This window comes from Phyllobacterium sp. 0TCS1.6A (assembly GCF_026420825.1).
Classification (GTDB): Bacteria; Pseudomonadota; Alphaproteobacteria; order Rhizobiales; family Rhizobiaceae; genus Phyllobacterium.
This window is the reverse complement of record NZ_JAPMAB010000005.1, coordinates 229,735-252,861: the sequence shown is the minus strand read 5'-3', so window position 1 is coordinate 252,861 and position 23,127 is coordinate 229,735. Positions and strand designations below refer to the sequence as shown.

Sequence of the window (23,127 nt, the reverse complement as noted above, 5' to 3'; positions counted from 1 at the left end):
ATGAGCACCCCGAGCGACGACGATTATGTCTATGACGAAGTAACCGGTGAATGGCGCCCGGCGTCGGAAATCGCCGCCGAGCAAGCCAAGGCCGCCGAGGTGCGCGATGCTTCCGGCAATGTTCTGGCGGATGGCGATTCCGTCGTCCTGATCAAGGACCTGAAAGTCAAGGGCGCAGGCCAGACCCTCAAGCAGGGCACGGTCATCCGCTCGATCCGCCTCACCGGCAACCCCGAAGAGGTCGACTGCCGGCACGATGCCATCAAGGGCCTGGTGCTGCGCACCGAATTCCTCCGCAAGCGTTGAGCGGGACGCTACTGGTCTCGCCGCTGGTCGACGATCAGCCGGGCGATTTCATCCGGGTCGGCATGCGCCTGAACTGCTCGCTGCTGCAGTTCGGGTGCATAGCGCTCGATGAGCGACAGCCATAACCGGCCGAGTTCCGGCCCAAGCAGGCGGATCAGCTGGGAGCGCGTATAAAAGTGCGCTCCTATCAACAACAGAAGCAGGACGCCGCTCCCACCGCCTGCAACATAGATGAACCGCATGAAATCCGACATCAGCCAGGACATCAATTCGGTGATCCGTGCTTCGAACGAAGGTATTTTCGACAATACAAAAAGCGCGAGCGCCGGAACGATGACGACGGTCGCGAGCCCGACCATGCTCTTCCTGACAAGGGAATAGGCTTTGAAACGACGCTCAAAACCGCCCGTGCCCGCGACCCGCTCAAGAGCGATCGTCTGTTTGTAAAAGTCGTCCGACTTTTCGACCGGTATCCGTTTCCAGTCGATCAATCCATGCAGACCCTCAAGCTGACGGCCGGCAAACTGCGACAACAGCATTGCCGCGCCGAAATTCGAAAGAAAGTTCACTTCAGCGCTCCATGGCTCAGCATCGATTACGATTGAAATCGTTGATCATGTTGTTGAATTCCTGGTCAAAGCTGCGTGCGTCCGTCGCGACCGGATCGGTGACGCTGAATTCCTGTGGCTTGTACTGGCCCTTTGCCGCGTGCTGGATGGCATTCCGGCCCCGGGCAAGGACGCTGTTCACTGAAAGCATCATGCTCGTACAGCCTTCAGGCCGGCTTTCGCGGACTTTCTTGTTCCATCCTTCGGCCATTTCGTTGACCTTGTTAAGACTGTCGGCAAAGGCCTGTGCCGCCTGCTTTTCGCCGGCCTTCTGGAAGAAATCATCGGCGAGGCCCGCGGCCTGCTTTGCATAGAGGATCATGCCGGCGCGAAAATATTCGGCGCTATCCTTGGGTGCCTGTTCGAACGCGGTCCGCGTATTGACCTCGTCGCGCTGGCGGATGCCGTTGTAGAACTCCACTTCCAGTTCTGCGACTTTCTTCATCGCAGCAACATATTGCGGGTCCTTTTCCCTGGCTTTCTTGCCCTCGTCGGCAAGATGGCCATTTGACTGTGCGTAATTGCTAAGCTCCGTATTCAGGGGCTCGACCTCTTTGAGTGCCGCCGTGAGAGCTTTTGCAGCCTTGTCGATTTCCGGAAGTTCCGTTGGCATCGCCAATGCCGTATCGAGCGTTTCGCGCATGCGCTTTATGTTATAGGGGTTCTCGACGGAATAATGCTTCAGTTCCTGCCCCTTCTGCAGTGCCTCCTGATAATATTTCAGATGATCGGCGAGGCCGGCTCCAAAAGAAGAGCTGCCGTTTGCAGCGTCAATATAGGTGTTGTACTTTGCGATCTGCTGCTGTTCGGCTGAAAGCTGTTCAGCCGGCGCGGCCGATTCGGCCTTCTTCTGGTCGTTGCAGCCTGCCAGACAGATTCCGCCGACAAGCAGCAGTCCGGCCAAAAGCGACTTCATATTGAGCATCATGATAATTCAGCGCCCACGGCAAAGCGTGCGCGTGTCCTTTTCGTTTGTTTTCAGGGTGGAATTAGCTCGACTGGTTCAGCCGGGCGGTGTCATCAGCATGGGCCGGAGCGGCCGTCATGAATATGAGACTGCTGATGCAAATTGAATTGAGGAAGGTATGGCGCAGTTCGGGATGGCAGGTCATGTCTCGTCTCGGTCCATCAATCCCTACCTCCCTCAGGATTGATTTGATATATGGCGCGTTAAAACACGATCGGACATTAATTTCTACGAAAGATTGCACTAGAAACTGATTTTCAACCTATTGCTCAGCCGATCTGCAGCTCGGCAGCAAGCAATTCCAGCATGGCGTCCACCTTGGGCAGCAATTGTCGCCCTATCGGCCAAACCAGGTTTAGCGGCAGGCCTTCGGTCGCAAGTTCCGGCAAGACCTGTACCAGCTCGCCGCGTGCGATTTCGTCGCAGACCAACCATGTCGCCAGTTGCGCGATGCCGTATCCGGCCTTGACCGCCGCGACCTGAGCTTCACCATTGCCGACGGTGATGCGGCCTTCCATTGTGCGCCGCTCGATCATGCCGGGTCCATGGGTGATCAACCAGGGGCTGGTCGTGCCATCGGCCCTGCCATAGAGCACGGCATCGTACTGGGCCAGTTCGTCCGGCGATGCCGGTACCCCCCGCTTGGCCCCCCGCCTAGCCAGGTAATCCGGGGAGGCACAGAAGATCAGGCGTTCGCTGCCGAGATAGCGATGGCCCACGGAGCCGGTCCAATGCTCCGGTCCGCCGATGCGAACCGCGATGTCGATACCCTCGTCGAGCAGGTCGACGAAGCGATCCGTGAAGGAAACATGTGGCCGCAAGTGCGGATGCTGCTGCCCGAATCGCAACATCAACGGCCAGACGCGCATTCGGCCGAACGTCGCCGGCGCATCCATCCGCAGGCGGCCTATCGGCTCGCTGCGCTGCGCCGCGAGCACCGCTTCGGCCTCTTCCAGTTCCGCCAGCACACGCACGCAAATGCGATAGAACGCCACTCCCGCATCCGTCAGGGCAAGGCGCCGCGTCGTGCGCTCGAAGAGCCGGGTGCGGAGCCGGTCCTCGAGGCGCGCCACACTCTTGCCGACCGCGGAACTGGTCAGGTTCAGCCGCTCCGCCGCCGCGGTGAAGCTGCCCGCATCAGCCGTCGCCACGAAATTTTCGATACCCTTCAGTCGTTCCGATGGAAACATGCTTCCTCACCTATTGCGGATTTCAATTCTGTAATTGAACGAAAACATATCCGAGATAAGAATCTACTTCTTGAATAGACTGATGGCAATCGTGAAATCCCACAGGAGCCTCATCAATGTCTTCCATTGCAGCGCCGGGCGCGGCCACTTCGGCCCGCCATGACGGCCTTTCAATCGCCATTCTCGCGGTGGCGGCCTTCGTTATCGTCACCACGGAATACCTCATGGTCGGACTGCTGCCGGCTCTGGCGCGCGACCTCGAAATTTCGATCTCGGCTGCGGGCCAGCTCGTCACCCTGTTTGCCTTCACAGTCATGTTGTTCGGCCCGGCGCTGACCGCACTGCTGTCGCATCTCGAACGCAAACGCCTGTTCATCGCCATACTTCTCGTCTTTGCCGCCTCGAACGTCCTCGCCGCCATCGCCCCCAACATCTGGGTGCTCGCCGTCGCCCGGTTCATTCCGGCGCTGGCGCTGCCGGTGTTCTGGGGCACGGCCAGCGAGACGGCCGGTCAGATCGTCGGGGAGCAGCGGGCCGGTCGCGCTGTTTCCCAGGTATATCTCGGCATCTCCGCCGCCCTGCTGTTCGGCATCCCGCTCGGCACGCTGGCATCGGACGCCATCGGCTGGCGTGGCACCTTCTGGGTGCTGGCCGCCCTGTCGCTTGCGATGGCGCTGGCCCTGACGATCTTCATGCCGACCGTGGCCATGCCGCGGCGACTGCGCCTGGCAGAACAGGCCAGCATCCTCAGAAACCCTTACTTCGTCGGCAATGTCGCATTGTCGGTGGTGGTGTTTACCGCGATGTTTACCGCCTACACCTATTTGGCTGACATGCTGGAGCGGATCGCCGGGGTGGCTCCGGCATATGTCGGCTGGTGGCTGATGGGGTTTGGTGCCATCGGCCTCGTCGGCAACTGGCTGGGCGGGCATCTGGTGGATCGCAGCCCGCTAGGCTCCACCGCGGTATTTTCCGTGTTGCTGGGTGTCGGCATGGCCGCCAGCGTTCCGCTGTCCGGTTCGCTCCCCATGCTGGGCGCGGCGCTTGCGTTCTGGGGCATTGCCTATACGGCCCTGTTCCCGATCTGCCAGGTACGGGTGATGAAGTCCGCTTCCCATGCACAGGCTTTGGCAGGCACGCTGAACGTGTCGGCGGCCAATGCCGGTACGGGACTGGGCGCGATCATCGGTGGCCTGGTGATTCCCTATTGGGGGCTTGCGAGCATCGGCTACGTCGCCACCGGGATCGCAATCCTGGCCGCCCTGTCGGCAGTGCTGATCTCGTGCATGCGCCGATGAAGGAGCGGCAACTTCAGCCGCTCCCTTCGAGGACCATGTCGAGCGGACCGCAATTGTCCGCTCGCATCGCGGCGAGAGGCTAGACGCTCAGGATGATCTTGCCGCGCGCCCTGCCGGAGGCCTGGCGTTCGAAAGCCTCGGCAAACGATGTCATGGGCAAGACGCGGTCGATCAGGACCGAGTGTCCCTGCCCGCTCATCGCCTTGACTACATCCGACAGTCGTCGGGCGCTCGACGCGTGGAAGACGAACGCGCCATCCACCTTATGGGCTGCCGCCAGTGCCTGGTCGGGCGGAGAGACGGTCGAAAGCAGCTTGCCGCCGCCGCGCAACACGCCGAAGGAGCGTTGCTGTACCTCCCCGCCGATCGTGTCCAGCACGACATCGATGTCCGAAACCATGCGGGCGAAATCCTCGGATCGATAGTCGATCACCTGATCGGCACCCAATTCCCGGGCAATCTCCACACCATCCCCTGATGCAGTGGCGATGACGCGCGCGCCAAGCCCCCTCGCGAACTGGATGGCGAAGCTGCCGACGCCTCCGGCACCGGCATGGACCAGCACGGTTTGGCCGGGCTGGAGGTCTGCGGTTTCCACGAGTGCCTGCCAGGCTGTCGCCGCGGCGGTTGGCAATCCGGCAGCGCTGTTGAAGTCCAGGCCGTCCGGAACGAGCACCAGCTGATCTTCCGAAACGATGGCGTATTCCGCAAAAGCGCCACCCCCGGTCGGATCGAGCCGTGCCATGACCCGATCTCCCACGCGCCAGCGCATGGTCGGCGAGCCGACCTTCTCGACGGTGCCGGCGACGTCCGTGCCCATGGGCGAGGGAAATTCAAGCGGGAAGTAGGCGTGGACCTGACCGCGTTGCAGCTTTACGTCGAGCGGATTGAGCGCAGCGGCCGCAATGCGGACGAGCACCTCGCTGCCGGTCGGCTCCGGTATCGCGACGTCGTGCAGGACGGGGTTTTGCTCGTAGCCTGAGAGAATGATCTGTCGCATCTCACTGCCCTCAGTTCGTGACCGGCCAGGCGCCCATCTGGGCGAACCAGCCCATCCAGTCCTCCATGTGCCAGGTGCGGGTGATCCGGCCGTTCTCGAAGGCATGGAACTCATGGATGGGAAGGGAAAATGTGCGGCCGCTTGCGGCGACCCCGAACCAGTCTCCGACGTGACGGCCGGTAATCACAGCGCGGACCGCAGCCTTGTCGGTCCCGCCGATCACATCAACGATCTCGATCCTGATGTCCGCGAAAGCCTTCGAGAAGGCGGCGATCATGGGTTTGAATCCATCGCGTCCCGCCGCCTGCCCCGGCGCGAGCGGGATGTCCTGCCAATCCGGAACGACGCTTTCGTCGAGAAGATCGGGGGTTCCTTCGAACGCCTTGTAGAAAGTACGAAGCGTCTGAAGATCGGTATCGCTTATTCCACCGTAGGATGGATGTTCGTTGCTCATGGCACACTCCTCGTTGACGAGGAGCAGCAGTACGCCTCCTGATTTCATCGTTGAAATCGATATTGGATATGCAATAACATCCACCAAATGGATTTACATGGGATCGATCTGAACCTGCTTGTGGCCTTCGACGCACTGATGGCCGAGCGGAGCGTGACGCGTGCAGGCGTCAGGATAGGCCGCACACAGCCGGCGATGAGCGCAGCGCTGTCTCGCCTCCGTTCTGTCTTGCAGGACGAATTATTCATTCGCGGCCCGAACGGGTTGCAGCCGACCCCTCGCGCACTCGATCTTGCCGAGCCGCTCGGTCGCGCACTTGCCGAGATCCAGCGAACCCTGGAATTCACGCAGGTCTTCGACCCCTCGAAGTCGAGCGTCTCACTCTCACTCGGATTGTCGGAGCACGCGGCGTTTGTCGTCCTGCCAAAACTGCTTGCCGTCCTGGGAATCGAGGCACCGGGGATAGTCCTGCGGGTCCGCAACTTCGACCACCGCGACGAGGTCATCTCCCTGCTCGACTCTGGCGAGGCGGATCTGACGGTTGGCGTTCCACACACGCCGGCCGGGCGCATCCTGAGCGAGCGCCTGTTCGAGGAGCGTTTCGTCTGCGTCCTTCGCAAGGACCATCCGCAAGCCGATGCAGAGCTGACGCTGGAGTCCTTCCTGCAAATGTCGCACTTGCTAGTTTCCCCGGAGAACGAGCGGTTCGGGATGGTCGACGCCGCGCTCGCCAAGTTGGGCTTGCGCCGACGGCTTGCGCTCACCCTGCCGCAAATGTATGCCGCGCCTCCGCTCGTCGCATCGTCTGACCTGGCCGCAACCCTGATGCAGGGTGTCGTTGACGCCTCCGGGTATCGTGAAAGGCTTCAGGTCCTGAAGCCACCGATGGAACTCGGCACGGCGAAATTCGACATGGCCTGGCACAGGCGCAACGATGTTCACCCCGCGCAGCGCTGGTTGCGCGAGGTGATCAGATCGCTCTTCGACAAGGCTGGATCCGAGGCAGCCGCCACCCATCGGCGTTGAGATGGCAGGTGATACTGCCCCCGCAACCCTCGGTCTGGCGGCTACCGACTTGCCGGTCAGGAGCCGATCGTCGGGCCATCCTCATAGCCGGGCCAATCCTCGTCGGGGATGTCGGAGATGTCGCCATACGGTACACCGTCGATCTCGTATTGCGTCAGGTAGTCGCTGAGCAACGATCCGAACTTGTCCTGCCGCGCCTGGTGCTTGCCCTCTTCGATCAGGCCGGGCAGCAGCATGGCGATGACACCCACGCCCGCGGCCGCCAGTCCAAGAACCCCTGCCGCACCGGCGATCGGAATTGTTCGGAGGACGCTCGGAGCGAACACTCCCAGGCCACCCTCCACGGCAGAAGCCAGGCCGGCAAGCGCGCCGAGGGAGCCGGCCGTGATGCTGATGCCGCCGCCAACCTTGTCGCCCTTGCGGATCGATTGAACGCCGTCGAATATGCCATAGGCCCCGGCAACAACGCCGGCGAGACCGCCAATGCCCTTGGCGGCATTTTCCGCCCGGTTCCAATTATCCGTCAGGCTCTTGAAATTCTCGTCGGACATCTTGCCGATTTTTTTGCCGATGGCAGTATCCGGATGCTTGTCGGCCACATCCTTCAGATATTGCTTCCAGGCCTTGATGCCACCCTCGGTCAGCAGCGTCGCGGTCTGGATCGACCCGGTGGTAATGTCGACCTTCTGCCTCTCGGTCGGGTTTCCGCCGCTCTGAACCCCCTTGGAGATCGTGACGCCGGCCATGAACAGGCCGCTGACGCCGTGCAGGACACCCTTGTCGGCAGCCGCCTTGGCCGATGGGTTCAGCCATTCCGAATTAAGTTCGGCAAGCGACTTGGTTCCCTGACGCAGCACGTCCCAGCTGCCGCGGAAACCGGCCAGTATCTGGTCCGACTTGGCGACGGTTCCATCCTGATTGACCAGCAGTTCGGGATTGTCCTTGGCAATCTGGTCGATGTAGGACTTTACCTTCTCCTCGTCCAGCTTGTCGCCGCCATCGACGCCGAACGCCGTCTTCAGATCGTCGAAAGTGGCATCCTTGAAGGCATTCTTTTCCACGATGTTGGAGAAGTTCTCGTTCAGCTTGCTGTCGAACTTCCCGGTGAAGTCGGGATCGAGCGCGGCATTGTAGAGCGCAACCTCGGTACTGAACGCGCTGGCTGCTTCCTCGAAAGTATTGTCCTTCAGAAGTTCGTTGAACCGGTCACCGGATACCAATGACTTCTCGTAGAAATCCTGGAAATCGCCCTTGTGCTTGGAACTGTTGACGGCATCCTGGATCTCGCCCGGCTTGTCGATACCGAGCGCCTGCTGGTACATCTTCGCCGATCCGTAGAACTCGGCAAGGGCTGCCTGCTGGTCGGTCTTGCCATCCTTGGTCTTCGCGTCCCACAGGCTGTCGAGAGCCTTGCCGGACTTGATGTCGTCGTAGCTCGCCTCGACAGCCGTCTTGAGACCTTCATTGCTTTTGAACAGCGCGTCGAACTGCTTGCTGCTGTTCTCGTTCAGGAAGTCGACGACCGCCTTATCGCCTTCGAGGATTGCTATGTGGTCGTTGACGTCCTCGAGCAGTTTCTGCGGATCCGGATGGCTGCGTACATCGTTGGCGATGGAAACCTTGCCGTAATCATCCCGCCACATGCCGGCGGAAGCCCCCTGGGTGATCAGGCTCTGCGCCGTCAAAAGATCCTGGAGGACGGCGGCCTTCTCCTTGGCGGAATATTTGCCGGGATTCTCGAAGACGTCCGCGCCGAGCTTGCTCGTGTCCACGTCCGCGGTGATGTTCGCATTGGCGACACTGGAGATGAAGGCGATTGCCGATCCGGAGTCCTTCGGCGCCTGCGTATCCATCCAGCTCTTCAGATCATCCTTGCTGGCACCGCCGTCAGGTCCGCCCTCGAGGGGCTTATGCGCCGTTTCGAGCTTTTCGAATGCGCCGGGCTGCGCCCAGAAATTGAGCGCTTCCTTGAAATCGTCGCTGATCTGCGGATTCTCGTCGCGATATTTTTTCAGGGCGTCGGCTGTCAGATCGCCGTCCACACCGGTCTTGCCTTTGATCGCATCGTAGTTCTCACCGATGATCGCGGCATATTTGGCAAGCGTCTTCGAAGTATCGTCGGCGTCCGGATTGGCCTTCAGGAAGTCCTTGTAGCTGCTGATATCCTCAGGTTTCTTCACGTCTTTCAAGACTTCAAAACCATACTTGCCAAAATCCTGAAGGCGGCCCGCCTCGGTCCCGTTGTAGGCTTCGCCGCTCTTGGTGAAACCATCGATGCTGGTGTTGGAAACGTCGCTGCCGGACAGGGAATTTCCCTTCTCGTCATACATCGTGATGCGATCGAGGACCTGGCTCGCCCTGTATGCGGCATCGGCATCCTTTTCGAAATCGCCCACCCGCTCCTTCAGCATGTCCTTGACGCCGCTCTGGTTGCCCAGATTTTTCAGCAAGGGTGAATCGTCGATGATGTCCTGCGCCGAACGTTTGTCATCATCCGGCAACTCCCATTTGATGCCGACCTTCTCGGCCTGTTCGCGGGCTTCCTTGTCGTCACCGGCGGTCGACACGTCGGTAAGCTTGCCCTTGAGATTGGAGAAGCCATATTTGCCGAAGTCCTGCAGGCGCCCGGCTTCGGTGCCGTGCCTTGCTTCGCCACTGTTCGTGAAGCCGTCTATGCTGCCATTATCGACATCATTGCCTGCAATCCGCTTGCCGCTTTCGTCGAGCCGTTCGACATGCTCGAGCAATTGCGCCGCCCGGTATGCGGCATCGGCGTCCTTTTCGAAATCACCGACGCGATCCTTCAGCATGTCCTTGACGCCGCTCTGGTTGCCCAGGTTTTTCAGCAAGTCGGAATCGTCGATAATGTCCTGTGCCGAGCGTTTGTCATCATCCGGCAACACCCATTTTATGCCGAGTTTCGCGGCCTGCTCGCGGGCTTCCTTGTCGTCACCGGCGGTCGACACCTCGTTGAGTTTCCCCTTGAGATTGGAGAAACCGTATTTGCCGAAGTCCTGCAGACGCCCGGCTTCGGTGCCGTGCCTTGCCTCACCGCTGTTCGTGAAGCCGTCGATGCGGCCATTATCGACGTCCTTGCCGGCAACTTTCTTGCCGCTTTCGTCGAACCGCTCGACATGTTCGAGAATCTGCGCCGCCCGGAAGGCGGCATTGGCATCCTTCTCAAAATCACCGACGCGATCCTTCAGCATGTCCTTGACACCGCTCTGGTTGCCGAGATCACGCAGGAGCTGCGTATCATTGATGATGTCCTCGGCGGATCGGTTGTCGTTCTTCGGCCGCTCCCAGATTATGCCTGCATCCTTGGCGGCTTTCTGGGCCTCATCCCATGCCTTGGCCGTGTCGGGATCGACGGTGGCCAGGTTCGAACGGTTGGTGGGGGCGATTACTTTCGACATGCGGCAAGCCTTCCTGAATTTGTGATGGTTCAGTCCTGAAGGATAAGGATTGCCCTGAGTTTAGACGCCGGTGTGTGAAGCGCATGTGACAAGAACTGCGCTTCGCCACCCTGCCGGGCGCCGGAGCCGCCCCGGTCTCGTCAAGGCCGGGTCCGCAAGTCAGCGTCTGCCGAGGTTATTGCCGCACGCCCGATCTCTCGTATATTTCGTCCAGCGCCTTCATGTTGCCGATGGCATCCTGGCCGCCCGTCGGCAATGACGTTCCGTTCTCGACCGCGTCCACAAATGCGGCCAGCTGGTAGTCGTAGGTGGTGCCCGCAGCCAGCGTGAATTCGCGGTAGCTGTCGCCGAACCATTCCCGGATGGAGTGTCCCTTGTGCGGAAGGCAGGGGTTGTCGAGCTCGACCACGCCCTTTTCGCCCTCGACCCTGAGCAACCCCCGAAACGGCGGGCTGGCGATGTCTGCAATCAGTTGCGCCTCTACCCCGCCCGCAAAGCGCATCGCCACCTCCATCCGCTGATCGACATTCAGCGGCGTAAGCTCGGCATGTGCGGAGAGTATCTCGGGCTCCTCGCCCATGAAGCTGCGCAGCCAGTGCAGCGGATAGCAACCGAGGTCCATCATGGCTCCGCCGCCCTGCGCCGGATCGTGCCGGATATTGTGTGGATCAAACGGGATATCGACATGGAATTCCGCCCGCAACGCGCGGATTTCGCCGAACGACCCCGATGTCTTGCGCGCCAGAAGATGCAGAAAGACGGGATGATAACGGTCGTGGAACGCTTCGGCCAGCACCTTGCCGGCAGTCTCGGCGGCCTTGACCATGGCCTGCGCCTCGTCGGCGGTCATCGCCAGGGGCTTTTCGCAGAGCACATGCTTGCCGGCCCTCAGCGCCTTGATCGACCATTCGGCGTGCGCCGCCGGCGGCAAGGCATTGTAGACGATGGTGATGTCCGGATCGGACAGGAGTTCGTCATAGCTTGAACAGACCTTCGCGATCCCGTGCAGCCGCGCATAATCCTCGGCCGCCGCGCGACGCCGCGATGCGACGGCATGGACGGTACAGTCATCGCGACGACGCGCGGGCTGAATGATGGATCGCGGCGCGATGCCCGCCGCGCCCAGAATGCCGATATTGTGCATCTGCCTGCTCCTCAATCGAAAAAGTCGTGGTCTTCCGGCGAAAGATAGCGCTTTGCGCGGTCGGCGATGATCTCCACGCCCATGCCCGGCCGGTCCGGAACCTCGATCATGCCGTCGGTGACGATCGGCGCGGGGAACCCCTCGACCAGATCCGTCCACCATTCGGGATCGGCCGTCGTGTATTCGAAGGCAATGAAGTTGGCGGGCAGGGTTGCGGAAACCTGGATCAGGGCTGCCAGCCCGAGCAGCCCGTTGGCGGTGCCGTGGGGAGCCACGGTGATACCATGCAGATCCGCATATTCCGCGATCCACTTCAGTTCGGCGATCCCTCCAACGTCGGCAGGATCGGGTCCGATCACATGAACGGCGTGGGATTCGATCAGGTCCTTGAAGTTCTGGCGCAGATAGATCTGCTCGCCCGTGTGGATAGGCGTCGTCGAGCATCGGGTAAGTTCCCGGTAGACGCCGGCATTGACCCAGGGCGTGTAGTCCCCCGACAGAAGATCCTCGAGCCACAGGAGATTGAAGGGTTCGAGCATCCGCGCCAGACGGATCGCGTCGGCCAGCATCCACCCCGGTCCGCAGTCCAGCGCCAGTCCCACCTTGTCGCCAGCCACCTCCTTCATGGCAGCGACGCAGTCGACGAAATGCCTTAGGCCCCGTTCGGTGACAGGACCCCGATCGAGGGCGCCATGAAACGGGCTGGCGCTCGGCTCGCCATAGTAGAAGTTCGGCACTTCGCGCTTCATCGGCGAATGGAAGCCGATCGGCTGCTTGATGATGGTGAAGCCCTCCGAAAGCGCCATCATCTTCGCGATGTCCTCGGCATAATCCTGCGGCTCATGACCGGTGAAGGGAAATCGCATCGAGCCGTTGTAGACGCGCACCCTGTCACGCACCTTGCCGCCAAGCAGCTTGTGGACGGGCAGGCCCGCCGCCTTTCCGGCAAGGTCCCAGAGCGCCATTTCGATGACGCTGACGGCACTCCCCCATGGTTTGAAGCCGCCTCTCTGGCGTATCTTCAGCATCACCCTTTCCACCAGGGTCGGATCTTCGCCGATCAGCGCATCGCGAAAGGCCAGGATATGGGGCTTCAGGTAGGGCTTCCAGGTTTCCGCCTGGGCAAAGCCCGATATGCCTTCGTCAGAAATGATGCGGACGATCGGGCTCTTGCCGATGACGGCGCATTTGATGTCGACGATTTTCATGCGGGAGCCCCCCAAAGATGCGATTCAGACTGGAATGACGGCGCTGATGGCCCTGGCGGTCTCGATCGCAGCCATGCGGATCTCCTCCATGCGGCTCGGCTGGGTGCCGGCCAGGAACGGCACGCTGACCGCCGCCAGCATCCTGCCGCTGCGCGTGAACACCGGTGTCGCGAAGGCCTGGATGCTGGGCGCGTTCTCCCCCTTGTCCTGCGCCCATCCGAGACGCCTGATGCGGGCGAATTCGCTACGCAGACGTTTGGGATCCGTGATGGTCTTCGCGGTGAAGGCGACGAGCGGACGCGCGAGCCAGTAGTCGAGATCATCGGGCGGCAGATAGGCAAGCAGCAGCTTGCTTGCCGCGCCGGCATGGATGGGCATGCGCTGCCCCGGCGCCACCGTCAGGGCATACTCCCGCTTGCCCTGCGCGACCGCCAGAACCAGAATGCCCTCCTGATCGAGGATGCTCAGCTTGACCCCTTCACCCAGTTCCGCAGCCAGTTTATCGAGAAACGGCTGGCAGACGGCGGCAAGATCGAACTCCGTCGCCCGCACCCCGACATGCGCTGCAAGCGACAGCAGACGGCGCCCGAGGTGATAGCTGCCCGTATCGTCACGGTAGACGATCTCATGCTGCTGAAGCGAGTTGAGTATCCGGTAGATGGTCGTTCGGGGAAGCCTGAGTGCCTCCGTCAACTCGCTGATCGAAAGCCCCCTGCCCTTGCGTTCGATTTCGCACAGCACATCCATCATCCGGTCTATGACCGGGATCGTGTGCTTGCTTGCCCCATCTTCTGCGGCTTCGCTCATCGGCACCTGCCCTGTTGACAAAACTCAGCCCGTCATTAGCATACATATATGAACTGTCAAAGTTCATATTTGGATAGCCGGAGGAGGCGGCGGTCCAAATTCGGTTTCACGCTGACATACGACGCAAGCCCGCCCGCACGGCGGCGATACACCCGGCAGCGAAATCGAAACTACCAGCACCTCCTTCATTTGGCCAAACACAGGGGCTCAGAATGCTGACTGTTTCCGCGATAACCCATGTCGCCATCAGGGTGAAGGATATCGACCGCGCCCTCGATTTCTACATCAACAAGCTGGGCTTTTCGGAGCTTCTGCGCCTCGACCGCGACGGGCGTCTCTGGCTGGTCTATCTGCGCATCACCGACGACCAGTATCTTGAGGTCTTTCCGGAGGGCGAGGGCGAGGACGCGCCGGGGGCTGACGCCGTGGGGTACAATCACATGTGCCTGGCCGTTCCCAGCATAGACCAGACCGTGCGTGAGCTCGAAGCCGCGGGGATCCCGCTCTACCGCCCCAAGGTCCAGGGCGCCGACGGCAACTGGCAGACCTGGATTGTCGATCCGGACGGCCATCGCATCGAGCTGATGGAAATGGCGGCCGATGGGATGCAGGCGAAGGCAATCGCCCGCCTGCGGGGAAACTGATCATGCCCGGCATTAGCTACCTGACGGCGATTGGCGACGCGACCAATGCCCTGCCTCCGTCGGCGGAGGATCATCGCGCCATATTGCAGGAAGCCCTGGCCCAATCCGGCGGGAGCCGCCCATGAAGATCACGGCCCAGAAAGTATTTGTCGCGAATGCCCAGAGGACGAATTTCGTCTTCGTCAAGCTCTACACCGACGACGGAATCGAAGGTGTTGGCGAGGCAACGCTGGAATGGAAGACGAAAACTGTCGTCGCGGCTCTGGAAGAGCTGGAGCGGGTTCTCGTCGGTCGCGATCCCTTCGCCGTCGATGCGATCATCGAACAGCTCCACAGGGACAGCTACTGGCGAACGGGCGCCGTCTTCCGCACGGCGCTCGGCGGCATCGAGGCGGCGCTTCTCGACATCAAGGGCAAGGCGCTCGGTGTTCCTGTTTTCGAACTGCTCGGCGGCAAGTTCCGCGATCGTGTCGAATGCTACGCAAATCACTGGTTCTTCGGTGCGACGACGCCCGAGGAATATGCAGCCAACGCACGCAAGGCCGTTGCAATGGGCTATCGCGCCCTGAAATGGGACCCCTTCGATACGGCCGATCTTGAAATGGACCGCCGGCAGCGACGCCAGACGATCGAAATCGTCGAGGCCGTTCGTGACGCGGTCGGGCCTGATGTCAACCTGATGCTCGACGTCCATGGCCGCCTCAATGTCCCGACGGCGATTGCCATGTGCCGGGCGCTGGCGCCCTTCGACCTCACATGGATCGAGGAGCCGACGCCGCCGGAGAACATCGATGCGCTGGCAGAAGTGCGCGCCGCCAGCCCGGTTCCGATCGCTGCCGGCGAACGCTGGTACGAACCGGGCAAATTTCTCGAAGCCCTGTCCAAGAAGGCTGTCGACGTCCTGCAGCCCGACGTCTCGCACGCCGGCGGAATGGGAGAAACAAAACGCGTCGCGCATCTGGCGCACACGCATCTCATTCCTGTCGCACCCCACAACCCGGTCGGACCGGTAATGAACGCCATGACGCTGCACGCCTCGGTCGCCATGCCGAACTTCTCGGTCTTCGAGACCGTCTCGATGGATGTTCCCTGGCGCAAGGAACTCGTTCGGGAAACGCTGCAGTTCGACAACGGGGCGATTCTTGCGCCGACGGCGCCGGGCCTCGGTGTGGAACTGATCGAGGAAGCCTGCGAGCGCTTCCCCTATCAGCCCACCAATGTTCCGCTTTTCGACGGATCGATGAACACCACCGGCGTGGCGACAGGCGCCCGCACATTTGCGGCGGACGAAAGCAGATAGAAGTCACGGCAAAGGGAGTTGACACCAGCTCCCCTTCGCCACATAGTTATATTTAGAATAGGTGCAGTTCATATATGAACTCACTTAAGCAGCAACGGGAGGAGAGCTGCTTGAAGGTCGGAATCTCATTGTATGGGCCGCTTCTGAGCGAGGCGGGCGCCCGCTTCGCGAGCCAGCTCGGGGTGGAGGACGTCGTGGTCCACCTCACGGATTATGGGCGCAATGCGGACGCGAACGCCTATGCCGCGGGTGACGTCGTCGGCCCGATCAATGGCGATTGCATCGATGCGCCGCTGTGGTCCCATGATCGCCTGGCGGATCTCATTGCCATGCTGTCGCGATATAATCTGAGGGTTGCCGCCCTGGAGAACATATCGCCCAATTTCTGGTCGGACATTCTGCTCGACGGTCCGAAGAAGGATGCGCAGATGCAGGACCTTCAGTATCTCGTCAGGAACATGGGGCGTCTTGGCATACCGGTTCTCGGATATAATTTCTCCATCGCCGGCGTGTGGGGATGGCGCCGCAAGCCGGTGGCGCGCGGCAATGCGGTGACCGCCGTCTTCGCCATCGACGAATTCGACGCGGAAAGCCCTGTCCCCGACGGCATGGTCGGCAACATGCGCTACCGCCTGGCCGTCCCCGGGGCAAAGCCCCAGACGGTCGACGAGGCCACGTTGTGGTCGCGGCTTCAATGGTTTCTGGAGAAGCTCGTACCGGTAGCGGAAGAGGCTGGCGTCCGGTTGGCCGCCCATCCGGACGATCCGCCGGTCGAACGCCTGCGCGGCACCGCGCGGCTGGTCAACAGCCACGCCAAGTACGACCGGCTTCTTTCGCTCGTGCAGAGCCGGGCCAACGCACTGGAATTCTGCATCGGCTCATTGGCGGAAATGCCCGGTGGCGACATCTATGAAACGACGCGCCGCTTCGCCCGCCGAAACGCCATTGCCTATGTCCACTTCCGCAATGTCCGCGGCAAGGTGCCGAGCTACGTGGAGACCTTCGTGGACGATGGCGATGTCGACATGGCGCGGATCGTCCGGGTGCTGCACGAAGAAGGCTATGACGGCATCCTGGTTCCAGACCACGTTCCGGAACTCGATTGCCCTGCCCCATGGCACGCCGGGCATGCCTATACGATTGGCTACATGAAGGCGCTTGTCGCCCACGCGGATGCCTTGACCAGAAGCTCTTCCGTATCCGCCGACCATCGGGCAGAGGAACCCGCGGCGGCAGCGGAATAGATCATGTCAGCCACATGGCTGAAAAACAAACAACAGGTTCAGTCGGGAGGTGAACATGAAAACGTTGATTATGAAACTGGCGATGGGCGCAACGGCGTCCTTTCTGGCAATGTCTGCCGGTGCCTGGGCTGGCGAAGTGGTCTGGTGGACGCCGAACTTCAACGAGGCCCGTGCCCGGGATCTCGTGGAGAAATTTCAGGCTGCCAACCCGGACGTGTCGGTGAAGCTTGAAATCACCACCACGGACGGTCTGCCGCAGCGCATCCTGACGGCCCTGCAATCGGGAGCCGCGCCGGACGTCATCGACGTGCAACATGGCTGGGTGAATGGCTATGCCCAGAACAACCTCGTCCTGCCGGTCGACGAGGTATTGACCGATCGCGAGGACTACATTCCCGCCTCGCTGGAATACGACACCTGGGACGGCAAGCTCTGGGGCATTCCCTACCGCATCGAAACCCATGCCGTGATCATCAACAAGGGTGACTACAAGGCGGCCGGACTCGACCCGGCAAACCCGCCGACCACATGGGCCGCCTTCAAGGACGCCGCCAAGAAGCTGACCACCAACGGGAAGTCCGGCTTTGCGATCACGGGCGGCGGAGAAGTCGGCAACACCATCTTCCGGTCCTTGCCCTTCATGTGGATGGTGGGTGGCGGCATCATCTCGGATGATGGCAAGAAGGTTCTGGTCAATAGTCCGGAAACCATCGAAGCCGTGACCTTTTACACCGACTTCCTGAAGGAAGGCATGTCGCCGGCATCGACACTGGAGAATGACGGCACCGCCAATCGCCGGCTCTTCATCGCCGAGACGGTGTCGATGTATCAGTCCGGCCAGTTCGATATCCAATCCATCCGCAAGGAAAACCCCAATATCGACATCGGCGTGATTCCGGTCCCCCATCCCGATGGCGGCAAGACGGCAGCGATCCTCGGAGGATGGAGTTTCGTCATTCCGAGCAAGGCGAAAAATCCCGACGACGCCAAGAAGCTCCTGGGCTTCCTTGCCGAGGCGGAGAACCAGGCCGCCCTGACCGACACCTTCCCCGCCCGCGTCTCTGCCATGGAGGCCGAACGCTTCAAGGATCCGATCCTGCAGGTGTTCAAGGAAATGCTCCCGTTCGGGCGGCCAGTGCCGGCCCATCCGAACTGGGTCCAGATATCCCAGGCCTATTTCGACGGGATCCAGCGGATCCTTCTCGGTGACGAGGACGTCAAGACCGCCATGGACGGCGTCGCCGAAGAAATCGAAGGGCTTCTCTAGGTCCCTCCCGTCCGGAAGGCGCTCGACATCCCGTCGACGTCTTCCGGTACTCCTGTAACCAGGAATGAAATCGGATGCAGAAACAATCCACTGGCTATCTGTTCGTTCTACCCGCGCTGATGGTGCTGGGCATGCTGATCGCTTATCCGGTTGCCTATACCGGGTTGCTGAGCGTCACGGACAATGCCGGCAACTATGTCGGACTCGACAACTTCCGGCGCGTCCTGTCCGCGCGCGCCACGCCGACGGCGTTCTGGAACACTCTCTGGTGGGTGTTCGGGTCGATCGTCCTTCAGGTCGTTCTCGGCGTCCTGACGGCGATCCTGCTGAACCAGAACTTTCGCGGCAGGGCCATCGTGCGCTCCGTGACGCTGGTCCCCTGGGTGGTGCCGGGCATCGTTGCCGCGACCACCTGGGCATGGATGCTCCACACCGAATTCGGCATCATCAACTACATGCTCACGGCCCCGGAACTGATCGACGAACCGGTCGGCTGGCTGACGAATGGCCGCACCGTGATGCCGGTGATGATCGCGATCAACATCTGGAAGATGTTTCCCTTCGTCGCCATCATGGTCCTGGCCGGACTGCAGGCCATTTCCGACGATCTCTACGAAGCGGCCCGCATCGATGGGGCGAGCTTCTGGGAGGAGGTCCTCTACGTCATGCTGCCGCAGGTTCGGACGGTGATCGTCGCGGTCACGCTTCTCCTGGTCATCTGGGCGTTGAACCACATCACCATCATCTATGCCATCACCCGCGGAGGACCGGCGAACCGAACCCTGATCACACCGATCCAGATCTTCAGGACAGCCTTCGAGAGCGTCCAGTTCGGACAGGCGGCGGCTCTTTCCGTCATGTTCTTTGCGGTCGCGATCGTGGTGGTGTTCATCTACATCCGCACGCTGGCCTCCAACCCGGAGGAAACACGTTGAACAAGCTACCGACACTCAAGCGCCCGGGCCTGCCGGGCTGGCTGATCCTCTCCGGTTCGGTTCTGCTGGTCCTGGTCTGCCTGTTTCCTTTCTGGTGGATGGTGCTGTCTTCGGTGAAGACGCTGCGCGAGCTCTACACGGTTCCGCCGATCTGGTGGCCCGCAGCGCCCACATGGGAGAACTATCGGACGGTCCTGTTCGATTCGAACATCCCGCGCTACTTCCTCAACAGCATCATCATCTCGGTCGGATCGACTGGACTGGCGCTCATCCTCGCGATCTTTGCTTCCTACGGGTTTGCCCGCTTCAACTTCAAGGGAAAGCCGCTGCTCCAGTCCTTCGTGCTGGTGGGCCAGCTGCTGCCGACGGCCGCCATCATCGTGCCCCTGTTCGTCACGCTTCGGGTGCTGAACCTGGTCAATACCTACTGGGGCCTGATCCTCGTCTACATGATCATCACGCTGCCGCTGTCGGTGTGGATGCTTACCAGCTACTTCAAGAACATTCCCGTCGAACTGGAAGAAGCAGCGATCATCGATGGCGCCAGCTGTCTTGAATGCCTGTTCCGCATCACGCTTCCCCTCTCCTTGCCGGGTCTCGCCTCCGTCATGGTCTACGCCTTCGTCACGACCTGGAACGAGTTCATCTTCGCGCTCTGCTTTGCCACCGATTCCTCGGTGAAGACGCTGCCGATCGGCCTCGCGGAGTTTTCGACGGAGTTCAACACCGACTGGGGTGCCGTCATGGCAGCCTCCGTCGTGATGACCTTGCCGATCGCCATCCTGTTTCTATCCATGCAGCGGCTCTTTGTCGGTGGCCTGACCGCCGGCGCAACGAAGGGCTGAGAAAGGAATGCAATGACCTATACGTCCCCAATCCCCCAACTTGGCCTCGGTACATTCGGACGCACGGGCGACGCCGGGATCCAGGCGATCCTCTCGGCCATCGAGGTCGGCTATCGCCACATCGACACGGCCCAGAGCTATGATACCGAAAGCAGCGTCGGCGAAGCCATTCGCCGTTCCGGACTGCCGCGATCCGACTTCTTCGTCACTACCAAGGTTGCAGACACCAATCTGTCGAAGGCCGATTTCCTGCCGAGCGTCGAGAAGAGCCTCGAAACGATCGGCACCGACCAGGTGGACCTGCTGCTCATCCACTGGCCTTCGCAGAATGACGAGGTGCCGTTCGATGACTACATGCTGGCGCTGGCCGAAGCACGGCAACTCGGATGGGCTCGCCATATCGGCGTGTCCAACTTTCCGATCGCCCTGCTCGACAAGGCCTTTGCTCTTCTGGGCGACGATATGATCGCCACCGATCAGGTCGAGATCCACCCCTACCTGCAGGCTCCACGGCTCGTGAACCACTGCCGCGGCAAGGGGCTGGCGCTGACTGCCTACCAGCCCCTCTACAAGGGAGCCGTCAACGACGACCCGCTGCTGAAGGCCATCGCCGAGACGCACGGCGTTACCGCCGCTGCCGTTGCGCTGGCCTTTCTCATGGCGGAGGGCCATGCGGTTATCCCGGCGTCCTCCAGCCCGCAAAACCTGAAGAACAACTTCGCGTCGAAAGACGTGAAGCTCACCGCCGACGAGATTACGCGGATCCGCACGCTGGACCGCTCGGCGCGGCACATCAATCCGGCCAAATCACCCCGCTGGGATGATTGAGGCGCGCTGACAGGAGATCGCAATTGGCATCGGTAACGATCAACAACGTTCGAAAATCCTATGGCGAACTGGAGGTTCTGCACGGCGTGTCCATCGACATAGCCGACGGCGAGTTCGTGGTTCTCGTCGGTCCGTCCGGCTGCGGAAAATCGACCTTGCTGCGCATGCTGGCCGGGCTCGAGGACATCTCGGGAGGCGAGATCGCCATCGGCGACCGCGTCGTCAATGGCCTTCAGCCGAAGGAGCGCGACATTGCGATGGTTTTCCAGAGCTACGCACTCTATCCGCATATGACGGTCGAGAAGAACATGGGCTTTTCGCTGAAGCTTGCCCGCGCACCCAAGGAGGAGACCCGCGATCGGGTCGCCAAGGTTGCGGCCATGCTCAACCTCAGCGACTATCTCGACCGCTATCCGCGTCAGTTGTCCGGCGGCCAGCGGCAGCGTGTTGCCATGGGGCGCGCCATGGTGCGCAATCCGGAGGTCTTCCTCTTCGACGAACCCCTGTCCAATCTTGATGCGAAGCTGCGGGTGCAGATGCGGTCGGAGATCAAGCAGAACCACCATCGGCTGAAGACGACGACCGTCTACGTCACCCACGACCAGATCGAGGCCATGACCATGGCTGACAAGATCGTCGTGATGCATGGCGGGATCGTCGAGCAGGTCGGCTCCCCCCTCGATCTCTACGACAACCCGGCGAACCTCTTTGTCGCGGGCTTCATCGGCTCCCCGGCGATGAACGTCATCGGCGGCAAGATCCGCGGCGGCGGCTTCGTCGGCGAAGACGGCACCCGCATTGCCCTGCCCTTTGCGGCGACGGACTTCGAGGAAAGGAATGTTACACTCGGCATTCGGCCCGAACATCTCCTGCTCGATGCGAAGGGGCATGCCGCCGAGATCATCACGGTCGAGCCGACCGGCGCGGAGACACAGGTTCTCCTGCGGCTTGCCGGCCACGAAATCGTCGGTGTCTTCCGCGACCGCATCCTGCACAAGCCCGGCGAGACATTGCATGTCTCCCTCATCCCCGAGCGTATCCAGCTTTTCGACGGCAAGAGCGGGCAGCGCATCGACTTCCGGGAGGCGGCGTAGCGATGGCTATCTATCCGGACCTGAAGGGAAAGACGGTACTGATCACCGGGGGCGCAAGCGGTATCGGCGCAGCGCTGGTCGAAGCTTTCGCCGAGCAGGGAGCCAAGGTCGGCTTTCTGGATCGGGACGAGGCGGCTGGCACAGCTCTGGCCGATACACTGACGGCGCAAGGTCGTCAGGCTCGCTTCGTGCCCCTCGACCTGCGCGATACGGAAAAGCTGCGCGCCGGCATCGAAACTGTCAGGGCTGAGCTGGGCCCCATCACCGTACTCGTCAACAACGCCGCACATGACGAGCGCCATGCGACGGAAGAGGTGACCGAGGCCTATTTCGACGACCGCATCGCCACCAACTTCAAACACCAGTTCTTCGCGTCGCAGGCCGTTCTGCCCGACATGAAGGCGGCAGGCGGCGGCGCGATCATCTGCATGAGCTCGATCTCCTGGATGGCAGGATTTGGTGGCATGGCGCTCTATACCGCCTCCAAATCCGCGGTAATCGGCCTCATCCGGTCGCTCGCCCGGGATTTTGGCCCGTTCAACATCCGGGTCAACGCCATCTCGCCGGGCTGGATCATGACGCAGCGGCAGCTGGATCTCTGGCTGACACCGGAGGCTGACGCCATGCGGCAGGAGCGCCAGGCTCTCAAGCAACGGCTGATGCCGGCAGATGTCGCCAAGCTCGCTCTCTTCCTGGCATCCGACGACGCCCGGGTGATCACCAGCCAGAACTATATCATCGACGGCGGCTGGGTTTGAACGCCGCCAAATCCCTACATCGAGGTACATAACATGCAGTCTCCCGCAGATATCAACGACATCACCCGTCCGGCCCGCGAGCTGTGCGACGCTCTGGCTGTCATCGGCACCGCCACCGCCAGCAGCGAACTGAGCCTCATGGGAATCCGCGATCCGCAGATCCGCGGTCCGCTCCCCCTGAAACATGGCCGCTCGGTCGCGGGCCCTGCGCTGACGCTGCAATGTATGCCGAAGCGGGAGGACCTCTACGGCTCCAACGAATACGACAACCCCGAACTGCAGCTGCATCGCCACGTCCTCTATCCGGCCCAGACCGGCGACATGGTGGTCGTCGACGCCCGCGGCGACATGGCGAGCGGTATCTTCGGCGAGATGATGCTGACTTTCCTGGCCGGCCGCGGCGGCGCGGGCATCGTCGTCGACGGCTGCATCCGCGATTCCGCCAAGGCCAAGGAACTCGATCTCGGCATCTGGGTGCGAGGAGTGACACCCAACTACCATGCGCAGACAGGGCTGATCCCCTTCGCGGTCAACGTGCCGGTGGCGTGCGGCGGGGTTCTCGTCATGCCCGGCGACATCATCGTCGCCGATGATGACGGGGTGATCGTCGTACCGGTCGCGCTTGCAGCCGAAGTGATTGCGCGGTCTAGTGAGCATGCCGAATGGGAGGAGTTCGCCCGGTTCCGCCTGTCGCAGGGCGGCGATCTGCGCAAATACTACCCGCTCACGGAAGGGGTACAGGATGAGTATGTCGCCTGGCGCAATGCCCAGCCGGCCGACTGACCAAC

Annotated in this window: 23 protein-coding genes; 14 read left to right on the top strand and 9 right to left on the bottom strand. The window is 61.4% G+C overall.

Annotation, left to right across the window (positions count from 1 at the left end):
• Nucleotides 1-306, top strand: coding sequence for an alkylphosphonate utilization protein (locus OSJ75_RS13540; RefSeq protein ID WP_267228442.1), 306 nt, complete (start codon nt 1-3; stop codon nt 304-306).
• Nucleotides 307-314: 8 nt separating this feature from the next.
• On the opposite strand, the gene OSJ75_RS13535 is transcribed toward OSJ75_RS13540, so the two are convergent.
• The 3 genes from OSJ75_RS13535 to OSJ75_RS13525 all read right to left on the bottom strand — a co-directional run bounded on the left by OSJ75_RS13535 (nt 315) and on the right by OSJ75_RS13525 (nt 3,071).
• Nucleotides 315-875, bottom strand: a complete 561-nt coding sequence (locus tag OSJ75_RS13535) for a DUF6097 family protein (RefSeq protein ID WP_267228441.1) — start codon at nt 873-875, stop codon at nt 315-317.
• Nucleotides 876-891: 16 nt separating this feature from the next.
• A complete protein-coding gene (locus OSJ75_RS13530; RefSeq protein ID WP_267228440.1) occupies nt 892-1,830 on the bottom strand; it encodes a DUF3829 domain-containing protein in 939 nt (312 codons plus the stop codon).
• A gap of 320 nt (nt 1,831-2,150) precedes the next feature.
• The gene (locus tag OSJ75_RS13525; RefSeq protein ID WP_267228439.1) at nt 2,151-3,071 is read right to left on the bottom strand and encodes a LysR family transcriptional regulator; all 921 of its coding nucleotides are present in this window, start codon (nt 3,069-3,071) and stop codon (nt 2,151-2,153) included.
• Nucleotides 3,072-3,187: 116 nt separating this feature from the next.
• On the opposite strand from OSJ75_RS13525, the gene OSJ75_RS13520 reads away from it, so the two are divergent.
• Nucleotides 3,188-4,369, top strand: coding sequence for an MFS transporter (locus OSJ75_RS13520; protein WP_267228438.1), 1,182 nt, complete (start codon nt 3,188-3,190; stop codon nt 4,367-4,369).
• Nucleotides 4,370-4,448: 79 nt separating this feature from the next.
• Here the strand turns inward: OSJ75_RS13520 and OSJ75_RS13515 are convergent, their stop codons facing one another.
• Together OSJ75_RS13515 and OSJ75_RS13510 are read right to left on the bottom strand one after the other, a co-directional pair.
• Nucleotides 4,449-5,369, bottom strand: coding sequence for an NADP-dependent oxidoreductase (locus tag OSJ75_RS13515; protein ID WP_267228437.1), 921 nt, complete (start codon nt 5,367-5,369; stop codon nt 4,449-4,451).
• A 10-nt stretch (nt 5,370-5,379) separates the two neighbouring features.
• On the bottom strand, nt 5,380-5,823 hold the full coding sequence (locus tag OSJ75_RS13510) for an ester cyclase (protein WP_267228436.1): 444 nt from the start codon (nt 5,821-5,823) through the stop codon (nt 5,380-5,382).
• An 87-nt stretch (nt 5,824-5,910) separates the two neighbouring features.
• Between OSJ75_RS13510 and OSJ75_RS13505 the strand changes: the two genes are divergently transcribed.
• A complete protein-coding gene (locus OSJ75_RS13505; RefSeq protein WP_267228435.1) occupies nt 5,911-6,849 on the top strand; it encodes a LysR family transcriptional regulator in 939 nt (312 codons plus the stop codon).
• 56 nt (nt 6,850-6,905) lie between these two features.
• On the opposite strand, the gene OSJ75_RS13500 is transcribed toward OSJ75_RS13505, so the two are convergent.
• The 4 genes from OSJ75_RS13500 to OSJ75_RS13485 form a co-directional block, all read right to left on the bottom strand.
• Nucleotides 6,906-10,265 carry a type III effector HrpK domain-containing protein gene (locus OSJ75_RS13500; protein ID WP_267228434.1) on the bottom strand — a complete coding sequence of 1,120 codons (3,360 nt, stop codon included), beginning with the start codon at nt 10,263-10,265 and terminating at the stop codon, nt 6,906-6,908.
• A 175-nt stretch (nt 10,266-10,440) separates the two neighbouring features.
• Nucleotides 10,441-11,409 (bottom strand): Gfo/Idh/MocA family protein, encoded by a 969-nt coding sequence (locus OSJ75_RS13495; protein ID WP_267228433.1) that lies wholly within the window; start codon nt 11,407-11,409, stop codon nt 10,441-10,443.
• 11 nt (nt 11,410-11,420) lie between these two features.
• Entirely contained in the window at nt 11,421-12,617 is a 1,197-nt protein-coding gene (locus OSJ75_RS13490; protein WP_267228432.1) for a mandelate racemase/muconate lactonizing enzyme family protein, read from the bottom strand.
• Nucleotides 12,618-12,641: 24 nt separating this feature from the next.
• The gene (locus tag OSJ75_RS13485) at nt 12,642-13,424 is read right to left on the bottom strand and encodes an IclR family transcriptional regulator (RefSeq protein ID WP_267228431.1); all 783 of its coding nucleotides are present in this window, start codon (nt 13,422-13,424) and stop codon (nt 12,642-12,644) included.
• Nucleotides 13,425-13,636: 212 nt separating this feature from the next.
• On the opposite strand from OSJ75_RS13485, the gene OSJ75_RS13480 reads away from it, so the two are divergent.
• The 11 genes from OSJ75_RS13480 (at nt 13,637) to OSJ75_RS13430 (ending at nt 23,122) form a co-directional block, all read left to right on the top strand.
• Nucleotides 13,637-14,068, top strand: coding sequence for a VOC family protein (locus OSJ75_RS13480; RefSeq protein ID WP_267228430.1), 432 nt, complete (start codon nt 13,637-13,639; stop codon nt 14,066-14,068).
• A gap of 2 nt (nt 14,069-14,070) precedes the next feature.
• The gene (locus tag OSJ75_RS13475; RefSeq protein WP_267228429.1) at nt 14,071-14,193 is read left to right on the top strand and encodes a hypothetical protein; all 123 of its coding nucleotides are present in this window, start codon (nt 14,071-14,073) and stop codon (nt 14,191-14,193) included.
• Nucleotides 14,190-15,368 carry a mandelate racemase/muconate lactonizing enzyme family protein gene (locus tag OSJ75_RS13470; RefSeq protein WP_267228428.1) on the top strand — a complete coding sequence of 393 codons (1,179 nt, stop codon included), beginning with the start codon at nt 14,190-14,192 and terminating at the stop codon, nt 15,366-15,368. Before OSJ75_RS13475 ends, OSJ75_RS13470 begins: the two co-directional genes overlap by 4 nt.
• A gap of 110 nt (nt 15,369-15,478) precedes the next feature.
• The gene (locus tag OSJ75_RS13465; protein ID WP_267228427.1) at nt 15,479-16,612 is read left to right on the top strand and encodes a mannonate dehydratase; all 1,134 of its coding nucleotides are present in this window, start codon (nt 15,479-15,481) and stop codon (nt 16,610-16,612) included.
• 55 nt (nt 16,613-16,667) lie between these two features.
• Nucleotides 16,668-17,879 (top strand): ABC transporter substrate-binding protein, encoded by a 1,212-nt coding sequence (locus OSJ75_RS13460; protein WP_250014984.1) that lies wholly within the window; start codon nt 16,668-16,670, stop codon nt 17,877-17,879.
• Between the two features lie 74 nt (nt 17,880-17,953).
• Complete coding sequence (locus OSJ75_RS13455; protein ID WP_267228426.1) at nt 17,954-18,814, top strand: carbohydrate ABC transporter permease; 861 nt, start codon at nt 17,954-17,956, stop codon at nt 18,812-18,814.
• A complete protein-coding gene (locus OSJ75_RS13450) occupies nt 18,811-19,659 on the top strand; it encodes a carbohydrate ABC transporter permease (protein ID WP_267228425.1) in 849 nt (282 codons plus the stop codon). The genes OSJ75_RS13455 and OSJ75_RS13450 overlap by 4 nt, the downstream gene beginning before the upstream one ends.
• Nucleotides 19,660-19,671: 12 nt before the next feature.
• Nucleotides 19,672-20,487, top strand: coding sequence for an aldo/keto reductase (locus OSJ75_RS13445; RefSeq protein ID WP_250014991.1), 816 nt, complete (start codon nt 19,672-19,674; stop codon nt 20,485-20,487).
• Nucleotides 20,488-20,510: 23 nt separating this feature from the next.
• Nucleotides 20,511-21,581 (top strand): ABC transporter ATP-binding protein, encoded by a 1,071-nt coding sequence (locus OSJ75_RS13440; RefSeq protein ID WP_256473323.1) that lies wholly within the window; start codon nt 20,511-20,513, stop codon nt 21,579-21,581.
• Between the two features lie 2 nt (nt 21,582-21,583).
• Complete coding sequence (locus OSJ75_RS13435) at nt 21,584-22,339, top strand: SDR family NAD(P)-dependent oxidoreductase (RefSeq protein ID WP_267228424.1); 756 nt, start codon at nt 21,584-21,586, stop codon at nt 22,337-22,339.
• A gap of 33 nt (nt 22,340-22,372) precedes the next feature.
• Entirely contained in the window at nt 22,373-23,122 is a 750-nt protein-coding gene (locus OSJ75_RS13430; RefSeq protein ID WP_250014995.1) for a ribonuclease activity regulator RraA, read from the top strand.
• The last annotated feature ends 5 nt before the right edge of the window (nt 23,123-23,127 follow it).

Excerpts from the sequence above, each read along its gene's own strand:
- OSJ75_RS13540 (WP_267228442.1), top strand. The coding sequence starts at position 1 with ATGAGCACCCCGAGCGACGACGATTATGTCTATGACGAAGTAACCGGT.
- OSJ75_RS13530 (WP_267228440.1), bottom strand. The coding sequence starts at position 1,830 with ATGAAGTCGCTTTTGGCCGGACTGCTGCTTGTCGGCGGAATCTGTCTG.
- OSJ75_RS13525 (WP_267228439.1), bottom strand. The coding sequence starts at position 3,071 with ATGTTTCCATCGGAACGACTGAAGGGTATCGAAAATTTCGTGGCGACG.
- OSJ75_RS13520 (WP_267228438.1), top strand. The coding sequence starts at position 3,188 with ATGTCTTCCATTGCAGCGCCGGGCGCGGCCACTTCGGCCCGCCATGAC.
- OSJ75_RS13515 (WP_267228437.1), bottom strand. The coding sequence starts at position 5,369 with ATGCGACAGATCATTCTCTCAGGCTACGAGCAAAACCCCGTCCTGCAC.
- OSJ75_RS13510 (WP_267228436.1), bottom strand. The coding sequence starts at position 5,823 with ATGAGCAACGAACATCCATCCTACGGTGGAATAAGCGATACCGATCTT.
- OSJ75_RS13505 (WP_267228435.1), top strand. The coding sequence starts at position 5,911 with ATGGATTTACATGGGATCGATCTGAACCTGCTTGTGGCCTTCGACGCA.
- OSJ75_RS13500 (WP_267228434.1), bottom strand. The coding sequence starts at position 10,265 with ATGTCGAAAGTAATCGCCCCCACCAACCGTTCGAACCTGGCCACCGTC.
- OSJ75_RS13495 (WP_267228433.1), bottom strand. The coding sequence starts at position 11,409 with ATGCACAATATCGGCATTCTGGGCGCGGCGGGCATCGCGCCGCGATCC.
- OSJ75_RS13490 (WP_267228432.1), bottom strand. The coding sequence starts at position 12,617 with ATGAAAATCGTCGACATCAAATGCGCCGTCATCGGCAAGAGCCCGATC.
- OSJ75_RS13485 (WP_267228431.1), bottom strand. The coding sequence starts at position 13,424 with ATGAGCGAAGCCGCAGAAGATGGGGCAAGCAAGCACACGATCCCGGTC.
- OSJ75_RS13480 (WP_267228430.1), top strand. The coding sequence starts at position 13,637 with ATGCTGACTGTTTCCGCGATAACCCATGTCGCCATCAGGGTGAAGGAT.
- OSJ75_RS13475 (WP_267228429.1), top strand. The coding sequence starts at position 14,071 with ATGCCCGGCATTAGCTACCTGACGGCGATTGGCGACGCGACCAATGCC.
- OSJ75_RS13470 (WP_267228428.1), top strand. The coding sequence starts at position 14,190 with ATGAAGATCACGGCCCAGAAAGTATTTGTCGCGAATGCCCAGAGGACG.
- OSJ75_RS13460 (WP_250014984.1), top strand. The coding sequence starts at position 16,668 with ATGAAAACGTTGATTATGAAACTGGCGATGGGCGCAACGGCGTCCTTT.
- OSJ75_RS13455 (WP_267228426.1), top strand. The coding sequence starts at position 17,954 with ATGCAGAAACAATCCACTGGCTATCTGTTCGTTCTACCCGCGCTGATG.
- OSJ75_RS13445 (WP_250014991.1), top strand. The coding sequence starts at position 19,672 with ATGACCTATACGTCCCCAATCCCCCAACTTGGCCTCGGTACATTCGGA.
- OSJ75_RS13435 (WP_267228424.1), top strand. The coding sequence starts at position 21,584 with ATGGCTATCTATCCGGACCTGAAGGGAAAGACGGTACTGATCACCGGG.
- OSJ75_RS13430 (WP_250014995.1), top strand. The coding sequence starts at position 22,373 with ATGCAGTCTCCCGCAGATATCAACGACATCACCCGTCCGGCCCGCGAG.